Source organism: Maribacter corallii (assembly GCF_047345415.1).
Classification (GTDB): Bacteria; Bacteroidota; Bacteroidia; order Flavobacteriales; family Flavobacteriaceae; genus Maribacter_C.
The window spans coordinates 324,955-340,311 of the sequence record NZ_JBLFEP010000001.1 but is presented as its reverse complement, the minus strand read 5'-3'; the positions used below and the strand labels follow the sequence as shown (position 1 = coordinate 340,311).

19 protein-coding genes are annotated in these 15,357 nt (G+C 41.6%); 16 read left to right on the top strand and 3 right to left on the bottom strand.

Annotated elements, in window-relative coordinates:
* The first annotated feature begins 38 nt into the window (after positions 1-38).
* Entirely contained in the window at positions 39-593 is a 555-nt protein-coding gene (locus ACKWCA_RS01540; RefSeq protein WP_413976371.1) for a nitroreductase family protein, read from the top strand.
* Between the two features lie 11 nt (positions 594-604).
* Here ACKWCA_RS01540 and ACKWCA_RS01535 read toward each other — a convergent pair whose 3' ends face one another.
* On the bottom strand, positions 605-1,117 hold the full coding sequence (locus ACKWCA_RS01535) for a DUF456 domain-containing protein (protein ID WP_413976370.1): 513 nt from the start codon (positions 1,115-1,117) through the stop codon (positions 605-607).
* A gap of 122 nt (positions 1,118-1,239) precedes the next feature.
* On the opposite strand from ACKWCA_RS01535, the gene ACKWCA_RS01530 reads away from it, so the two are divergent.
* From ACKWCA_RS01530 to ACKWCA_RS01460, 15 genes are all read left to right on the top strand, one after another.
* Complete coding sequence (locus tag ACKWCA_RS01530; RefSeq protein ID WP_413976369.1) at positions 1,240-1,605, top strand: BlaI/MecI/CopY family transcriptional regulator; 366 nt, start codon at positions 1,240-1,242, stop codon at positions 1,603-1,605.
* Positions 1,602-3,608: a TonB family protein gene (locus ACKWCA_RS01525; RefSeq protein WP_413976368.1), complete on the top strand. Its 2,007-nt coding sequence runs from the start codon at positions 1,602-1,604 to the stop codon at positions 3,606-3,608. The genes ACKWCA_RS01530 and ACKWCA_RS01525 overlap by 4 nt, the downstream gene beginning before the upstream one ends.
* Positions 3,605-4,765 carry a tetratricopeptide repeat protein gene (locus ACKWCA_RS01520; protein WP_413976367.1) on the top strand — a complete coding sequence of 387 codons (1,161 nt, stop codon included), beginning with the start codon at positions 3,605-3,607 and terminating at the stop codon, positions 4,763-4,765. The genes ACKWCA_RS01525 and ACKWCA_RS01520 overlap by 4 nt, the downstream gene beginning before the upstream one ends.
* Positions 4,766-4,807: 42 nt before the next feature.
* Complete coding sequence (locus ACKWCA_RS01515; RefSeq protein ID WP_413976366.1) at positions 4,808-5,287, top strand: energy transducer TonB; 480 nt, start codon at positions 4,808-4,810, stop codon at positions 5,285-5,287.
* A 5-nt stretch (positions 5,288-5,292) separates the two neighbouring features.
* Positions 5,293-5,844, top strand: coding sequence for a crossover junction endodeoxyribonuclease RuvC (ruvC, locus tag ACKWCA_RS01510; RefSeq protein ID WP_413977108.1), 552 nt, complete (start codon positions 5,293-5,295; stop codon positions 5,842-5,844).
* Between the two features lie 82 nt (positions 5,845-5,926).
* On the top strand, positions 5,927-6,280 hold the full coding sequence (locus tag ACKWCA_RS01505; protein WP_413976365.1) for a four helix bundle protein: 354 nt from the start codon (positions 5,927-5,929) through the stop codon (positions 6,278-6,280).
* 141 nt (positions 6,281-6,421) lie between these two features.
* Positions 6,422-7,552, top strand: a complete 1,131-nt coding sequence (hemW, locus tag ACKWCA_RS01500) for a radical SAM family heme chaperone HemW (RefSeq protein WP_413976364.1) — start codon at positions 6,422-6,424, stop codon at positions 7,550-7,552.
* A gap of 19 nt (positions 7,553-7,571) precedes the next feature.
* Positions 7,572-8,309 (top strand): cyclase family protein, encoded by a 738-nt coding sequence (locus ACKWCA_RS01495; protein ID WP_413976363.1) that lies wholly within the window; start codon positions 7,572-7,574, stop codon positions 8,307-8,309.
* On the top strand, positions 8,309-8,671 hold the full coding sequence (locus tag ACKWCA_RS01490) for a DUF4260 domain-containing protein (protein WP_413976362.1): 363 nt from the start codon (positions 8,309-8,311) through the stop codon (positions 8,669-8,671). Before ACKWCA_RS01495 ends, ACKWCA_RS01490 begins: the two co-directional genes overlap by 1 nt.
* Positions 8,664-9,287, top strand: a complete 624-nt coding sequence (locus ACKWCA_RS01485) for a DUF4230 domain-containing protein (RefSeq protein ID WP_413976361.1) — start codon at positions 8,664-8,666, stop codon at positions 9,285-9,287. The genes ACKWCA_RS01490 and ACKWCA_RS01485 overlap by 8 nt, the downstream gene beginning before the upstream one ends.
* 82 nt (positions 9,288-9,369) lie before the next feature.
* Positions 9,370-9,693: a Dabb family protein gene (locus ACKWCA_RS01480; protein WP_413976360.1), complete on the top strand. Its 324-nt coding sequence runs from the start codon at positions 9,370-9,372 to the stop codon at positions 9,691-9,693.
* Between the two features lie 3 nt (positions 9,694-9,696).
* Complete coding sequence (locus ACKWCA_RS01475) at positions 9,697-10,239, top strand: GNAT family N-acetyltransferase (protein ID WP_413976359.1); 543 nt, start codon at positions 9,697-9,699, stop codon at positions 10,237-10,239.
* Positions 10,236-10,592 (top strand): MmcQ/YjbR family DNA-binding protein, encoded by a 357-nt coding sequence (locus tag ACKWCA_RS01470; RefSeq protein ID WP_413976358.1) that lies wholly within the window; start codon positions 10,236-10,238, stop codon positions 10,590-10,592. Before ACKWCA_RS01475 ends, ACKWCA_RS01470 begins: the two co-directional genes overlap by 4 nt.
* Positions 10,589-11,065 (top strand): DinB family protein, encoded by a 477-nt coding sequence (locus ACKWCA_RS01465; protein WP_413976357.1) that lies wholly within the window; start codon positions 10,589-10,591, stop codon positions 11,063-11,065. Before ACKWCA_RS01470 ends, ACKWCA_RS01465 begins: the two co-directional genes overlap by 4 nt.
* A 40-nt stretch (positions 11,066-11,105) precedes the next feature.
* Entirely contained in the window at positions 11,106-12,878 is a 1,773-nt protein-coding gene (locus tag ACKWCA_RS01460; protein WP_413976356.1) for a MutS-related protein, read from the top strand.
* A 3-nt stretch (positions 12,879-12,881) separates the two neighbouring features.
* On the opposite strand, the gene ACKWCA_RS01455 is transcribed toward ACKWCA_RS01460, so the two are convergent.
* Positions 12,882-14,357 carry a sodium:solute symporter family transporter gene (locus tag ACKWCA_RS01455; RefSeq protein ID WP_413976355.1) on the bottom strand — a complete coding sequence of 492 codons (1,476 nt, stop codon included), beginning with the start codon at positions 14,355-14,357 and terminating at the stop codon, positions 12,882-12,884.
* Positions 14,354-15,349, bottom strand: a complete 996-nt coding sequence (locus ACKWCA_RS01450; protein ID WP_413976354.1) for a dihydrodipicolinate synthase family protein — start codon at positions 15,347-15,349, stop codon at positions 14,354-14,356. Before ACKWCA_RS01450 ends, ACKWCA_RS01455 begins: the two co-directional genes overlap by 4 nt.
* Positions 15,350-15,357 lie beyond the last annotated feature (8 nt).

Below are 15,357 nucleotides of genomic sequence, written 5' to 3'. Positions count from 1 at the left end.
CCGATGAATGCTTAAATTTGCACCTTAAAATACAAGCTATGATTTTTGAACTCATTAAAAAAAGGCGTTCGGTCTTTCCACCCCAATACAATGACAAACCGATTGCAAAAGCGGATATCGAAAGAATTTTAGAAGCGGCCAATTGGGCGCCTAGCCATCGAAAAACAGAGCCATGGCGGTTTAAGGTGCTCATGGGCGAAGCCAAGGAAAAATTAGGCTTGTTTCTCTCCTTAAAATATATGGAAACCGAAGACCGGCCAAAACAGATGAAGGTCAAAAAATTAATCGATAACCCGAAAAAGGCGGGTGCGATCATTGCCATTTGCATGCAGCGCGATCCAAAGGAAAGCGTTCCCGAGTGGGAGGAAATCGCGGCTACCGCTATGGCCGTTCAAAATATGTGGCTTTGCTGTGCCGAATTGGGCATCGGGAGTTATTGGAGTTCCCCGGGGCTCATCAAGTACATGGATGATTTTTTTGAAATGGAAGAAGGAGAGCGGTGTTTGGGGTTTTTCTACATGGGCTACTACGACGGAATACTTCCCGAAGTAACGCGGAATCCTATCACGGACAAGGTGGTTTGGTCGGAATAAGCCACTCGATGTTATTGGGCAAAGTAAGGAAACAATTCCGCCTTGTAGTCCCAAGCTTTCCCGATAAAGAGGCCCATAAAAATAATCGAGACCACAAATTTCATAAAAGCACCGGTCAGAAAGCCTAAAAATGAGCCAAAGGCCGCCTTTAGCGCAGTTTTATTGTCCGCTTTGTTGGTGAGCTCCCCAATGAAAGCCCCTAAGAACGGTCCGATGATAATCCCCCCGGGAATCGGAGCTAACAAACCGATGATCAATCCAATAGTGGTGCCGATCATTCCCGCTCGAGTACCCCCGAATTTTTTGGTTCCCATAGCAGGTATGACATAATCAAGGGCAAAAATAATCAGTGCGATGACCGCTGTTATACCCAAAAACCACCAATCATCGGGTACGGCCGTGGTCAAATGGAGTAAAAGTAGTCCTAACCAGCTGACTGGAGGACCGGGTAAAACGGGCAGAAAGCTCCCCAGAATGCCTACGAACATGAGTAAGAAGCCTAGAATCAAAAGCACAATATCCATTCCCTATTTTTTCTATTGGACGAAGATAAAGAGGATTTGTTACATCTTTTTTCAACTAAAAAATTAGTTTAAACTAAATATTTAGTTATATTTGAATTCAGTTTAACTAAAAACTTAGTTCAATGAAACAATTGACCAAAGCGGAGGAAGAGGTTATGCAGCTCTTGTGGCAACTTGAAAAGTGTAACGTGGCTGCTATAATCGAACACCTGCCGGAGCCAAAACCGGCCTATAATACCGTATCGACCATTGTTCGCATTCTTGAAAGTAAAGGGTTCGTAGATCACGAGCAGGAAGGCCGGGGATTCCTTTATTTTCCTCTAGTCAAGAAATCGGACTATAGCAACCAAAGTATCAACAAACTGGTAGACGGGTATTTTCAAGGGTCCTTTAAAAGCATGGTGTCTTTTTTTATGAAGAAGAACGATATGAGCCTTTCAGAATTAGAATCCATACTCAATGAGATAAAAAAACAAGACCGATCATGATACCGTATCTTTTAGAATGTATTGCATTCCAGCTCGTATTCCTGATTATTTATGATCTGTTTCTAAAACGGGAAACCTTTTTCCAATGGAACCGTGGGTATCTGATCGGCACATACTCGGTGTCCATGGTCTTACCTTGGATAAAAATCGAGGCCTTGAAAACCCGGGTTCCTGAGGTATTTTATGGCTATCCCGAATACTTATGGAATAGTAGTGACGCTGCAACAGCCATTATCGAGGTTCAAGAAGGTATGTTTCGACTATCATGGCCCTACGTGGTCTTCTGCATAGGGGCGGTACTGGCATTAGGTCTTTTGGTCTACAAGTTGTTTCAAATCTATAAACTACGAGAGAGCGGCGAGGTACGCTACTATCAAGATTTTACGGAAGTGACTATTCCAGATAGCACCGTGGCTTTTTCCTTTTTTAAGTCCATCTTTTTAGGGGATCGGGTTCTGGAAAAAGAGTACCAAAGGATTTTGGATCATGAGCTTGTCCATATTCGTCAAAGGCATTCGTACGACTTGATCTTCTTTGAAATGATGCGAATTGTAGCCTGGTTCAATCCCTTGGCCTACGTCTATCAAAGTAGGGTTTCGGAGTTACATGAATTCATAGCGGACGCAAAAGTTGCAAAAAACAAGAGGGAAGATCAGTACGAGCTACTGTTGTCTCAGGTATTTCAAACCCAGAACATATCCTTTATCAATCAATTTTTTAAAACCTCATTAATCAAAAAACGAATTGTCATGTTACAGAAAACGAGATCAAAGAACATATATCAGTTGAAGTATTTAGTGTTGGTGCCGATCCTAATGGGAATGCTTTTTTATACTTCCTTAGAAGGGCAGGAAACCAATGAAAATGGAATTTTGGTTGAGGAAATTGAGGATGAGGTACCGGAAAATAATGGTTTTGAGGATCAAGTAAAGACAGAAAAAAAGTATTTGGAGTTATTGGAAGAGCGTAAAAGACTCGAATTGGACATGAAAAAGGAGGCCCCTGTTTTGATTGAACTTGACAAGCAATTGGCTGGTCTTCAGAAAACGATTACGAGCAAAGAAGCGGTACCATTTGCAAAAGTTGAGGAAGTACCGGTGTTTCCGGGCTGCGAAGGCGCCAAGGATTCTAGGGCCTGTTTTCAACAAAAAATGATGCGGCATATTTCCAAGAATTTCAACTATCCGAAAGCGGCACAAAAAAAGGGACTTCAAGGTATGGTCTCTTTGCTATTCACGATTAACGAAAAAGGGTTGGTACAAAACCTAAAATTACGAGGACCACATAAACTTTTGGAAGAGGAAGCCGAACGTATTATCAAGCGCCTACCTAAAATGTCTCCTGGGAAACACAAAGGTGAAGTCGTGGGAGTAACTTACTCCATACCTATTTCCTTTAAACTAGGCAAAAGCGAAGGGGAAATGCCCAAAACAGATGGAGCCGATTCATCTGTACCATTTGGGATTGTCGATCAGGTACCGGTTTTTCCGGGTTGTGAAGATGAAGAGAATAAGCGTGCTTGTTTTAATGCTTCGATGCAAAGGCATATTTCTAAAAACTTCAACTATCCTAAGGAGGCCCAGGAAAAAAGTATTCAGGGGAGAGTCAATATCATGTTTACAATCGGCAAAGATGGCGTGATCAAAAACCTACGCATGAGAGGGCCTGATAAATTGCTGGAAGAGGAAGCGAAACGGATTATTATGCGTTTACCGGATATGAAACCAGGGCGTCACAAGGGTAAGAATGTCGATGTACCTTTTTCTATTCCTATTTCATTTAGACTACAAAAGGAAACCGAGGGCCTTGATATGATGAAGCTTATTTCGAACGATCCTGTCTACTTTGTTGATGGAAAAGAAGTTTCCAAAGAGGAGTTGAATATGATCAATCCTGATGCTATTGAATCAATGTCGGTTTTAAAAGGAGAAGCAGCGCAGACCGTATATGGCGAAAAAGGAAAAAACGGGGTCGTACAGATTACGTTGAAAAAGGAGGATTGAAAAAAAATATAGCGCTTATATTCTTATTGAACCTCCAAATGGTTTGGTCGCAATCTTCGTCCGGAGCTAGGCCAAGTTCTGCTTTGGAGGTTGGGGATAGTCTGTTTGCAACAGGTCACTATACCCAATCCATTAATAGCTATAGTAAAGAGGGTTCACAAAAGGCTAGTCTTCAAATTGCGCGTGCCTATAATGCCATTGGGAATTTAAAAAAGGCAACGATCCAATACCAGCACATAATTGAACATAACCCCAGTTGGCAAATTGCATCCTTTGAACTAGGAAAACTACTGATGAAGCGCAAGGCGTTCGATGAGGCTAGAAGGTTATTTTCCAAACTGTCGACCACAAATACGGATAATCCGGAATATCAATATTATTTGGGTGAGACCTTTAGAGAGTTGGGCCAGTCGGCCAGTAGTTTGGTATCGTATAAAAAAGCGGTCGATATCGATAGTACACATTTGAGAAGCTTGTTTCAATTGGCTAAGTATTTTGTAATTACAAGAGAAAAAGCCAATGCGCTCAACTACCTCAATAGGGGCCTTGATTTTTACCCCGACGCGATTGCTTTTATTAACTTGAAAGCACTTGCACTTTATAACAATGACGAGTATGACAAGGCATTGCCGCTATTTGAGAAGTTACTGGATTTAGGAGAGAAGAAAGAACATGTATATACCAAACTGGCCTACTGCTATTTCAAAACCTGGGAATTTGAAAAATCCAAAGCGATGTATCAACACCTTATTCAATTGGATGAAGATAATCCTGAGACTTATTTCAACCTTGGGCAGGTGTTTTACAGAAACCGTCAAGTCGATAGCGCCAAGTACTTTGTGCAAAAGTCCATTGAGGTACAGCAAGTTACTTTTGAAAAGGAATACGGCAATTTAGCCTATATGTATAGAATGGAGGACGATTTGAAATCAGCTTTGAAATATTACCGTCTGGCATTGGCAGAAGACCCCGATAACGCGATGAACTACTATCAGGTTTGCGCATTGATCGATCAGACTTCGAAAGCACCTCGGGAAAAACTGAAATGCTACGAGTCTTCTTTAAAAAGGCTGGGTAAAAAAAGGCCTTATGTTTCTGAAATAGTAGCCAAGCGTATTTCCGAATTAAAGGAAGAGATACATCTTGCCAAGGATTAGTCTCCCCAAAAAATCGTAATTTCCGCCAAAGAATACGGATTCATGCGCAAGTTTGTTATAGTATTGGTTTTGTGCGGATTGACCTCATGTGGGTTTTTCGAATCCAAAGAGGAAAAGACCCAAAAATTGGTTCAAAAAGAGTTGAACGAAATTGATTGGAATGCCGTGGATGCCTATCCCATTTTTGAGAACTGCGATGAAAATTGGACCCAAACCAAACAGCGGGAATGTTTCGAAAATGGTCTTTTGGAGCATTTTTCAAAAACCCTAAGCGAGTTTGAATTTGTCTTGGATGAAGGCATCGACCCGATTGTACAGGTTGATTTTTTGGTGGATGAGGAAGGCAAAATAACGGTAACCCGTATTGAAAAAGACACGGCTATCGATCGACAGATGCCCGAATTCGATGGAATCATCCGTCAGAGTCTACTCCGTATACCTCCTTTGGCACCTGCCATAAAAAATAGAATTCCCGTAAAGGCGAAATTTCGAATTCCCATTGTTTTAAACGTTAATCAATGACCCAATTGGCCAAAGAAAAAATAATACTAGGTATTGACCCCGGTACTACTATCATGGGTTTCGGACTCATTAAAGTGACGGACAAGAAAATGGAGTTCATACAAATGAACGAATTACTGCTGAACAAATACAAAGACCCCTATACCAAGCTAAAGTTGATTTTTGAACGGACTATCGAGCTCATCGATACGTACCACCCTGATGAAATTGCAATCGAGGCCCCTTTTTTCGGTAAAAATGTGCAATCGATGTTGAAATTAGGTCGTGCCCAAGGGGTTGCCATGGCCGCAGGTCTTTCAAGACAGGTGCCTATCACGGAATACCTGCCCAAAAAGATAAAAATGGCCATCACCGGAAACGGGAATGCCAGTAAAGAGCAGGTCGCTAGAATGTTACAAAGTCTTCTAGGCTTGAAATCCCTTCCGAAAAACCTGGATAGTACAGACGGTCTTGCCGCAGCAGTGTGTCACTTTTATAATCAAGGTCGGGTCGAGGTGGGTAAAAGCTATTCGGGTTGGAGTGCTTTTGTGAAGCAAAATCCTAAAAAAGTCAATTAACAATAAGCAATTAACAATGGATACTGAACAATGATCAATGCTTATTGACTGACTAAGATGAACTAATATCCAAGGAAAATTAATGAAAGAAAACCCCCTGTCTACCAAGTCCTATGATTTTGCATTGAAAATAGTTGCTCTATTTAAGAAACTGACACTGGAGTATAAGGAATACATTCTCTCTAAGCAGTTGTTAAGATCGGGTACTTCGATAGGAGCCAATATTGCCGAAGCGAATGGAGCAATTTCTAAGGCGGATTTTTCATCGAAAATTTCTATTGCCTACAAAGAAAGTTTAGAGACCAAATACTGGTTGAATTTGTTGAGGGATTCCGATTATATTTCTGATGAACAGGCCAATATTCTAATTGACGATGCGGATGAACTATCTAAAATTATGTTTTCTATACTGAAAACAACGAGAATCAAAAATTGAACATTGCTAATTGAAAGCTTAGTATTGCTTATTGTAAATTGAACATTGCTAATTGAAAGCTTAGTATTGCTTATTGTAAATTGAACATTGCTAATTGAAAGCTTAGTATTGCTTATTGTAAATTGAACATTGCTAATTGAAATGTCCGGTATCTACATTCACATCCCTTTTTGCAAACAAGCATGTCACTACTGTGATTTTCACTTTTCTACGGTTAAGGGAAAGAAAGAAGCTATGGTTACGGCTTTGTGTAGGGAACTGGAATTGCGGAAGGAGGAGTTCAAGGAGGAAGTTGTGGAGACCATTTATTTCGGTGGTGGAACACCATCGGTCCTTTCAGCTGAAGAAATCGATCGATTGCTTGCAATGGTTTACGAGCACTATACGGTCGGTCAAGACCCGGAGATAACTTTAGAGGCGAACCCTGATGACTTGTCAAAAGAAAAACTCAAAGCGCTTGATGATAGTTCGATCAATCGGTTAAGCATCGGCATTCAGTCTTTTTTTGAGGAAGATCTGGTACTGATGAACCGTGCCCATAATGCTGCAGAGGCTGAGGATTGTATCCGCGGGGCCATGAACTACTTTGAGAATATCTCTATAGATCTGATTTATGGTATACCGGGTATGAGCAATAAGCGCTGGCGGCAAAACATTGAAAAAGCACTTTCATTCAAGGTTCCGCATATCTCAAGTTATGCTCTTACGGTAGAGCCCAAAACGGCGCTGGCAAGTTTTATTAAAAAAGGAGTTGTCGCCCCCGTGGAAGACGAAGTTGCACAAGAACATTTCAATATCCTGTTGAATGAAATGGAAAAGGCGGGTTTTGAAAGCTATGAGATTTCCAATTTTGGAAAGCCGGGTTTCTTCTCAAAAAATAATACGGCCTATTGGCAGCAGAAAAAGTATATCGGTATCGGACCCTCGGCACATTCATATGACGGATTACGAAGAGGGTGGAATATTAATAATAATCCGAAATACATTAAGGCGATTTCGAGCGACGTGCTTCCAATTGAAATCGAGACGTTATCCAGAAAAGATCGATACAACGAATATATTATGACCGGTTTGCGAACTATTTGGGGAGTCTCACTTGAAAAAGTGCACTTGGAATTCGGTGAAAAATACTTGGAATATTTAGAAAACCAAGCCGTTAAATACCTCAAGGAGCAGCTCTTGTATTACGACGGTGATCGACTGCTCACCTCCAAAAAAGGTCGTTTTTTGGCTGATGGTATTGCCGCAGATTTGTTTTTGGTTAACTTGTGATTCTTGAAACAAGTTTCGTGTGAAAGCAAAAATCAAAAACGATTTTATCGACTTGTCCAAACCCTTGGATATTTCCATTCCATTGCGGGGCGATGCCTCTAATGTGAATGCCTGGTACGTTGAACCTCCAATTATAACACCGCATGTTGATGGTGATTTTGTAGGAAAGGTCTCTGAAGGCGCATCGACCAATTTCAATAGAATTCAATTCAGTCCGCATGCGCACGGCACGCATACCGAGTGTGTTGGACACATAACGAAGGATTTTCATTCGGTGAATCAGCGGCTAAAACACTATTTTTTTTTAGCTGAAGTCATCACGATAGCTCCGGAAAAGTATCAAGACGATTTTGTAATCTCGAGAAAGCAATTGCAATACGCCTTAGGAAATAAAAAAAGGGAGGCATTGGTCATTCGAACGCTGCCCAACCTCAAGGATAAGTTAGCAAAACACTATTCGAATACGAATCCGCCCTATTTATTGGAGCAGGCCGCCGAGTATTTGGTTACGAAGGGAGTCGAACATTTGCTTATCGATTTACCTTCCGTGGATAAGGAGAAAGACGGCGGCGCTTTATTGGCACATCATGCCTTTTGGAATACGCAAGGGAAAGTTCGGTACTCCGCTACAATAACTGAATTTGTGTTTGTTCCCAATGCGATAAAAGACGGCAAGTACTTTCTAAACCTACAGATGGCGCCCTTTGAAAATGATGCGAGCCCCAGTAGACCCGTACTTTACAATATAGAAGATTGATGAGGTGGATCTTAAAAATAGAGGAACTGTTCATGTTCGGGTTGGGCATTTACCTATTCAACCAACTGCCCTATGAATGGTGGTGGTTTTTGGTACTACTTTTGGCTCCCGATATAGGTATGATAGGCTATCTTTTTGGTAATAAGACGGGTGCTTTTGCCTATAATTTTTTCCATCATAAGGGTGTGGCGATTGCAATTTACCTTCTAGGGGTTTATCTTACCAGTCCGATGGTGCAGCTAATTGGAGTGATTCTTTTTTCCCATGCCTCTTTCGATAGAATACTGGGCTATGGACTTAAATATGACAAAGGGTTTAAATACACGCATCTGGGTGAAATAGGCAACCACAATAATGGATAATCTTTTAGATATATTTTTAGGATTGATTTTAGGAGCGATAGCCACCTATTGGGTGTATACGTTTTTCCGAAAAAAGCAAAGCAAAGAATTGACATCACATCAATCAACGGTGCTGTTGGAGAAAATTAAAACGGTATGCAAGTTAATCTCGGTCGAAGGTGATTTTGCCGAGATCTACAAGTATGAGAATACCAAAGAACGTTTTATGAGCCTGATCAGCAGTAAGAAAAAGGCATTGGTCGTGATCAACGCTAAGGCTCAAATCGGATATGACCTTCAAAAAATACTCATGCATTCCGATAACGAGAAGAAGAAAATCGTTTTGACCAATTTTCCTGAACCTGAAATTTTGTCAATCGAGCCGGAACTGGAGTTTTATGATATTAAAAACGGCTTTTTCAACTCATTTAAACCGGATGACCTGACCGTTTTAAATCAAGAAGCCAAAAAGCATATACGGGAGAAAATACCGGAAAGCGGTCTTATGGAAACAGCCAAAAAGGAAGCCCTTCAGACGGTGCTTTTAATTGAGAAGATCGTGGAGACCATCGGTTGGCAGCTCGACTATACCGCTTTGGAAATACCGGAGGCCGAAAAGAAAAAATTAATCGATTAATAACCTTGAACAAATGAGAAAAATCTGTTTTATATTATTTTTAACCTTCACAATGACGGCCTACGGGCAAAGTAAAGACACTATGAAAGAATTTGATTCCAATTTTGCGCATACGGTATATTTTTGGCTGGAAAATCCGGATAGCGAAGAAGATCGTACCGCCTTTGAAACATCTTTGAAAAAGTTCTTGGATACTTCGGGCTATGCCAAGACCAAATTTATTGGACAACCCCCTAAGGCCAGTCGCGACGTGGTAGATGGTTCCTTTACCTATTCATTGATCGTTACATTTGAATCAGCGGAAGCCCAACAGCAGTATCAAGACGAGGCCCCACATAAACTCTTTATCGAAGAATCAAGTGGGTTATGGACCAAAGTCATCGTGTACGATTCAAAAAGTATTTGATCCGTGGTATCCTTCCGGAATGCTTCCCAAGAAGATGGTCAGGCGATTGCCGACCTTCATGCGAAGAGTTGGCAGGAAAATTATAGGGGTACGTTCAGTGACACTTTTTTGGATGATGCGGTTTTTGATGATCGGTTAACGGTCTGGAAAGACCGTTTGGCAAATCCGAACGAAGATCAGTGGGTATATGTCGCCGAAGTCAAGAATTCATTGGTAGCGTTCATTTGTGCCTATCTTGATAAAGACCCGACTTACGGCACCTTGATCGACAACCTTCATGTACACTCCCGATGTATCGGACAGCGAATCGGCGAACGGTTAATGGTCGAAGTTGCTAAATTGTTGAGGGCGAATGGCAAACAGTCGATGTATTTATGGGTATTGACCAGTAATACGAAGGCCATAAGGTTTTACCGACGCTTGGGAGGCGTACCCATGGAAACCGTGCACGATTTTGATATTGGAGATCGAGAAATCGTCAAGACAAGATATTATTGGCAAAGTTTGGACACGATTGTAGACTTGCCACAAAAGACGGAAACATGAACATTGAGGAATTTCGCGAGTATTGTTTGGCAAAAAAAGGAGTGACCGAAAGCTTTCCTTTTGATGAACAGACATTAGTATTTAAGGTTATGGGAAAGATGTTTGCCTTGACCGGTCTTGAACGACTTCCAGCTCAGGTCAATTTAAAATGCGACCCCGATTATGGGGTGGAGTTACGGGAAAAGTATGATGGAGCGATTATTCCCGGGTATCATATGAGCAAAGTCCATTGGAATACGGTCATTTTGGATCAAGTCCCCCCCAAACTGGTTACCCATTTGGTGGATCATTCGTATGACCTGGTCGTTTCCAAGTTGACGAAGAAACTAAAGGAAGAACTCAAAGCCCTATGAATACGGATAAGTTAGCAGCGATTATTGAAAACCTAAAGGCATCTTTTGATGGCAAGCCCTGGTATGGGATGCCGGTAATGGAGAAGCTAGACCAGATTCCTTGGGAAATTGTCAATGAAGAGACCTATGGCACCAAGACCATTGCGGTTTTAGTTCAGCATATCATTAACTGGCGTATGTTCGTCATACGTAAATTGGAAGGAGATGTGGAGTTCAATATCGTAATCGACGGTGAAAATGATTGGGATCAAGTTACCATCGCCACTAGTGAAGAATGGAATTCGCTCAAGCAACAACTACAACAGACGCAAGCTACCCTCATTCAAAAATTGTCGGAAGAAACAGATGACCTGCTAACCCTAAAGGTACCCGGTAAAGCGTATGTTTTTGGTCCAATTCTCGTCAGTATTGCCCAACATGATATTTACCATCTGGGCCAAATAGCGATGCTGAACTCCATGCATCAGAGCTAAGGGAATTACCTATCTTTACCGGCTAAAACCGGAGCGCTGAATGCAGGATTTATTTTCTTTTTATCAAAGTCAGGTCGAAGAGCACCAGGCAAGTTTGTCCGATGTGAAAAAACAATTGGCGGGCTCAAGCACACTTCGCTTATTGGTCTTCGTCGCTACTGGATTCCTCATTTATTTTTTCTTTGGGAATGTTAAAGTGGTTTTGAGCCTTGCTATAGGCGGTATAGCGGTATTTCTCTACTTGGTATCCCGACATACTGATCTACAGTATAAGCGTGATAAATTACTGGCCTTGAAGGAAATCAATGAATCGGAAATCAAAGTATTGCACCGTGATTTTCATGAATTTCCCGACGGTAAGGAATTTAAGGATCCCATGCACCCTTTCAGTCAGGATATCGATCTCTTTGGAAGGGGGTCTTTCTACCAATATACCAATCGCACCCAACTAGAACAGGGAAGCGTTGCTTTGGCCAAGCTACTTGCAGAAAATTCGTTAGAGCAGATACCTCAAAAACAAGAAGCCATTAGAGAGCTCTCTGAAATGCCCAAATGGCGTCAGGATTTTTTAGCGGTGGCATCCCTCGTGAAGACACAGACAACGACCACTACAATAGAGACCTGGTTGGCGAATTACACGTCTTTTGTGCCTGCTTTTATAAAGTATCTCCCGTTGGTATTTTCAGTCGTGTCGGTTGGTTCCTTTTTACTCTATTTTATGGGCTGGTTGCCCGGTTTTGTATTGGTGATACTTTTGTTGGCCGGGTTACTGATTTCGGGTGTTTTCACTAAAAAGATTACCAGATTAGGACACGTCAGTTCTAAGATGCAAAGCACCTTTGAGCAATACGACAAGTTACTTCAAATCATTGAGGAAACTGATTTTGAAGCATCCCTTTTAAACGAAAAGAAGCAACAAATTATTCGAGAGGGCAAAAAGACTTCTGCGGTTTTAAGGGAGTTTTCCAAACTTTTGGGGAATCTTGACCAAAACAACAACGTATTCTATCTTGTTTTTGGAAATGGGTATTTTCTGAGGGGTCTTGCGACGAGTTATCAAATTGAACAATGGATTTCACGACATGGACATGCAGCCAAGGATTGGTTTGCTGTTATTGCCTTCTTCGATGCCTATATTAGCCTGGGAACATTTGCGTTCAATCATTCCAAATACACTTTTCCATCCATTGAAGATTCGCATCGAGTCGTAAAGTCTAAGGCCGCAGGTCATCCACTTTTAGATCCTGAAAAAGGTGTCCGCAACGATTTTGAAATTGACTCCGACGAGTTTTTCATCATTACAGGGGCCAATATGGCAGGGAAAAGCACGTTTCTAAGAACTGTTTCCCTACAGCTAGTGATGGCCAATGTAGGACTTCCGGTTTGTGCCGAAGCGGCGGTTTACAATCCCATAAAATTAATTACGAGCATGCGTACGACGGATTCTTTGACAGATGATGAATCGTATTTTTTTTCCGAGTTGAAACGCTTGAAGTTTATCGTTGATGAAATTCAAAAAGATCGCTATTTTATCGTCCTTGATGAAATCTTAAAGGGAACTAATAGTACGGATAAGGCAAAGGGGTCAAGAAAATTCGTAGAAAAATTGGTCGCCTCTAGATCGACCGGTATTATCGCCACCCACGATTTAAGTTTATGTGAGGTAGTGGAGCAATTACCCGAAGTGAAAAACTACTATTTCGATGCGGAGATTATTGATGACGAACTGCATTTCGACTATAAGTTCAAAAAAGGAATTTGCCAGAATATGAATGCCTCTTTTCTTTTGAAGAAAATGGAGATCGTGGAGTAGTCGTCATCTTTTTTTATTGATCAGTACAAACAATAGGGCCAAGGCGACTAGACCTGCTGTTGCTATCGCACCAACAAGAATAGGATCTATAGTACATTCCAACCAGGTGAAAGGTTCTGGTAGATTTCTTAAAAAGGTGCCCCAAATGATCAGTAGAATACTAAAGAAAACCGATAGTATTCCTTGTGTTTTGGAAATTTTCACATTGTATATGGCCAAGAGGAACAAACCCAAAATGCCCCCACCGAATATTCCCGAAATCTGCCACCAGACATCCAAAGCACTTTTGGCATTGATCATCAATAGGGCGAAGCAAATTCCTAAAACACCCCAAATGATAGTGGATCCCCTTAAAATGGTCAGACTTTTTATGGAGTACCGTTTACCTTGGAAAAATTGCTTGTAAAAATCAATGTAAAATACGGTTGCCGAACTGTTTAGGGCCGAATCAATGGTGCTCATAGAGGCTGCCATAATTGCCGCTATCATCAAACCCTTGACACCTACTGGTAGTTCTGTGGAAATGAAGAAAGGGAATACCTGATCCCCCTTGGTAACGGATTCACTCAGAAAATGCGCATCTCCACCGTAGAAGGAAAATAGGGCCGTGCCAATAAATAGGAAGATCGCGGTTAGGGGCAAATAAATCAACATGGCGATCCATACCGATTGTTTGGCTTCCTTTTCAGTCCCTACGGAACTATATTTTTGGGTATAATTTTGATCTGCTACCAAGTTGCGTATGTTTTCGGTAAGTCCGTAAATGACCATCACCCAAATCGTTCGATTGGTAAACGAAAAATCAGAACTGCCCAAGCTGAATTTTTTGTGTTCGAATGCGCTTTGAATCAAATATGCCGGTTGCGCAAAAACCTCTTCGATGAGCACGTAGCTCACAAAGAAAATACCCCCGATCATTATGATTGACTGCATTACATCCGTCCATATGACGGCCTCCATGCCACCCATGAGCGTATAGATGACGGTAATAGTGCCCACTAGAATGATGATTGAACCGATATCCGTAGTGACAAAAGATGAAAGTAATAAGGAAGATAAATAGAGAATCACAGCGACCCTGCCGACCATGAACAACAGAAAGGAAAATGCGGCGTAAATACGCCCCCATCCTCCGATACGTTCTTCCAAGTAACTGTAAACTGAAATAATCTTGTGTTTGCGGTAATGTGGTATGACATATTTGGTCACAAACCAAGTGACGGGAATGGCCGTCAAAGCAAAGATCAAAGGATGCCAATTGTCGTCAAATGCCTTCCCCGGAACGGCTATGTAAGAGATACTGCTGGTATAGGTGCTCATGACAGCAATACCCGCAGCCCATGACGGTATACTTTGCCCAGCAATCATGAAGTGTTCCGAGGTCTTACTTCTTCTGAAGAAGTAAACGCCTATGCCTAGAAGTATAAGGGCATAGGCAGCGATAATGAATATATCGACGCTGTTCAACTCATAAGTCATAGTCGAAAATACACTTTTTCGTAAGGAAAGTGGGCCAAATAGGCGGCCACCTTTGCGCGTTCCTTTTCAGTAAAACGCCCAATAGGACTCTTGGCGTAGTCTTGACATATACCCATTAATGATAATGAAGACTTGGTTCCCTTAATATATTTTGACTCCTGTTTGCCTACATCATAAATGGTGTCGCTAACCCAATTGACCCATGCTAGGTGCTCGGTAATTGCCTCTATATCATTTTCAATACAGGCATCATATAAGGCTACGAACAGCTTAGGAAAAAAATTGGCCCCACCTGCGACTGTTCCGTGCCCGCCTCTCTTGATTAGCTCAGGAAGAAATGCTTCGTTACCCGTTATCACTGAAAACAAAGGGTCATTCTTAAAGGTCTCGATCAGCGAAAAGAGGTAATTCTGGTTTCCGGAACTATCTTTAATTCCGATGGCGCCTAGTTCTTTGGCCTTTTTAAGGGTTCTAATGGAAAGGTGCATTTTGGTACAGCTAGGCATATTGTACATTAAAAAGGGCAGCGTCATTTTAGGGGCCAGTTGAACTAAGTATTCCTGCATTTCTTTTTGGGAAATGGGGAAATAATAAGGTGGGGCCACTACTAGAAAATCCGCACCTGCACTTTTAGCATGATCGGCCAACCGAACAGAATCCTCCAAGGAGGTATCGGTAATACAGACAAGAACCGGAACCTTTTTCTTGACTATCCTGCAGACTTGGGTGACCAATTGTTTTTTAAGCTCAGCATCAAGACTGGGGCCTTCGCCCGTAGTGCCTAAAAGAAAGAGACCATGAACGCCTGCTTCTAAGAGATAATTTACAAGGGTTGTGAGCCCGATGACGTCCAAGTTTCCATTTTCCAACAATGGAGTTACCATGGGTGGAATAATTCCCCTTAGAGGTTTATTTGTAAAAGAAGATTCACGCACACTCAAATAAAGGAAAACAGCGTTTCTTTTGCCACTAGTATTTTGTATGATATGCATTAAATATT

Excerpts from the sequence above, each read along its gene's own strand:
- ACKWCA_RS01540 (WP_413976371.1), top strand. The coding sequence starts at position 39 with ATGATTTTTGAACTCATTAAAAAAAGGCGTTCGGTCTTTCCACCCCAA.
- ACKWCA_RS01535 (WP_413976370.1), bottom strand. The coding sequence starts at position 1,117 with ATGGATATTGTGCTTTTGATTCTAGGCTTCTTACTCATGTTCGTAGGC.
- ACKWCA_RS01530 (WP_413976369.1), top strand. The coding sequence starts at position 1,240 with ATGAAACAATTGACCAAAGCGGAGGAAGAGGTTATGCAGCTCTTGTGG.
- ACKWCA_RS01525 (WP_413976368.1), top strand. The coding sequence starts at position 1,602 with ATGATACCGTATCTTTTAGAATGTATTGCATTCCAGCTCGTATTCCTG.
- ACKWCA_RS01515 (WP_413976366.1), top strand. The coding sequence starts at position 4,808 with ATGCGCAAGTTTGTTATAGTATTGGTTTTGTGCGGATTGACCTCATGT.
- ACKWCA_RS01505 (WP_413976365.1), top strand. The coding sequence starts at position 5,927 with ATGAAAGAAAACCCCCTGTCTACCAAGTCCTATGATTTTGCATTGAAA.
- hemW (WP_413976364.1), top strand. The coding sequence starts at position 6,422 with ATGTCCGGTATCTACATTCACATCCCTTTTTGCAAACAAGCATGTCAC.
- ACKWCA_RS01490 (WP_413976362.1), top strand. The coding sequence starts at position 8,309 with ATGAGGTGGATCTTAAAAATAGAGGAACTGTTCATGTTCGGGTTGGGC.
- ACKWCA_RS01485 (WP_413976361.1), top strand. The coding sequence starts at position 8,664 with ATGGATAATCTTTTAGATATATTTTTAGGATTGATTTTAGGAGCGATA.
- ACKWCA_RS01480 (WP_413976360.1), top strand. The coding sequence starts at position 9,370 with ATGAAAGAATTTGATTCCAATTTTGCGCATACGGTATATTTTTGGCTG.
- ACKWCA_RS01470 (WP_413976358.1), top strand. The coding sequence starts at position 10,236 with ATGAACATTGAGGAATTTCGCGAGTATTGTTTGGCAAAAAAAGGAGTG.
- ACKWCA_RS01465 (WP_413976357.1), top strand. The coding sequence starts at position 10,589 with ATGAATACGGATAAGTTAGCAGCGATTATTGAAAACCTAAAGGCATCT.
- ACKWCA_RS01460 (WP_413976356.1), top strand. The coding sequence starts at position 11,106 with ATGCAGGATTTATTTTCTTTTTATCAAAGTCAGGTCGAAGAGCACCAG.
- ACKWCA_RS01455 (WP_413976355.1), bottom strand. The coding sequence starts at position 14,357 with ATGACTTATGAGTTGAACAGCGTCGATATATTCATTATCGCTGCCTAT.
- ACKWCA_RS01450 (WP_413976354.1), bottom strand. The coding sequence starts at position 15,349 with ATGCATATCATACAAAATACTAGTGGCAAAAGAAACGCTGTTTTCCTT.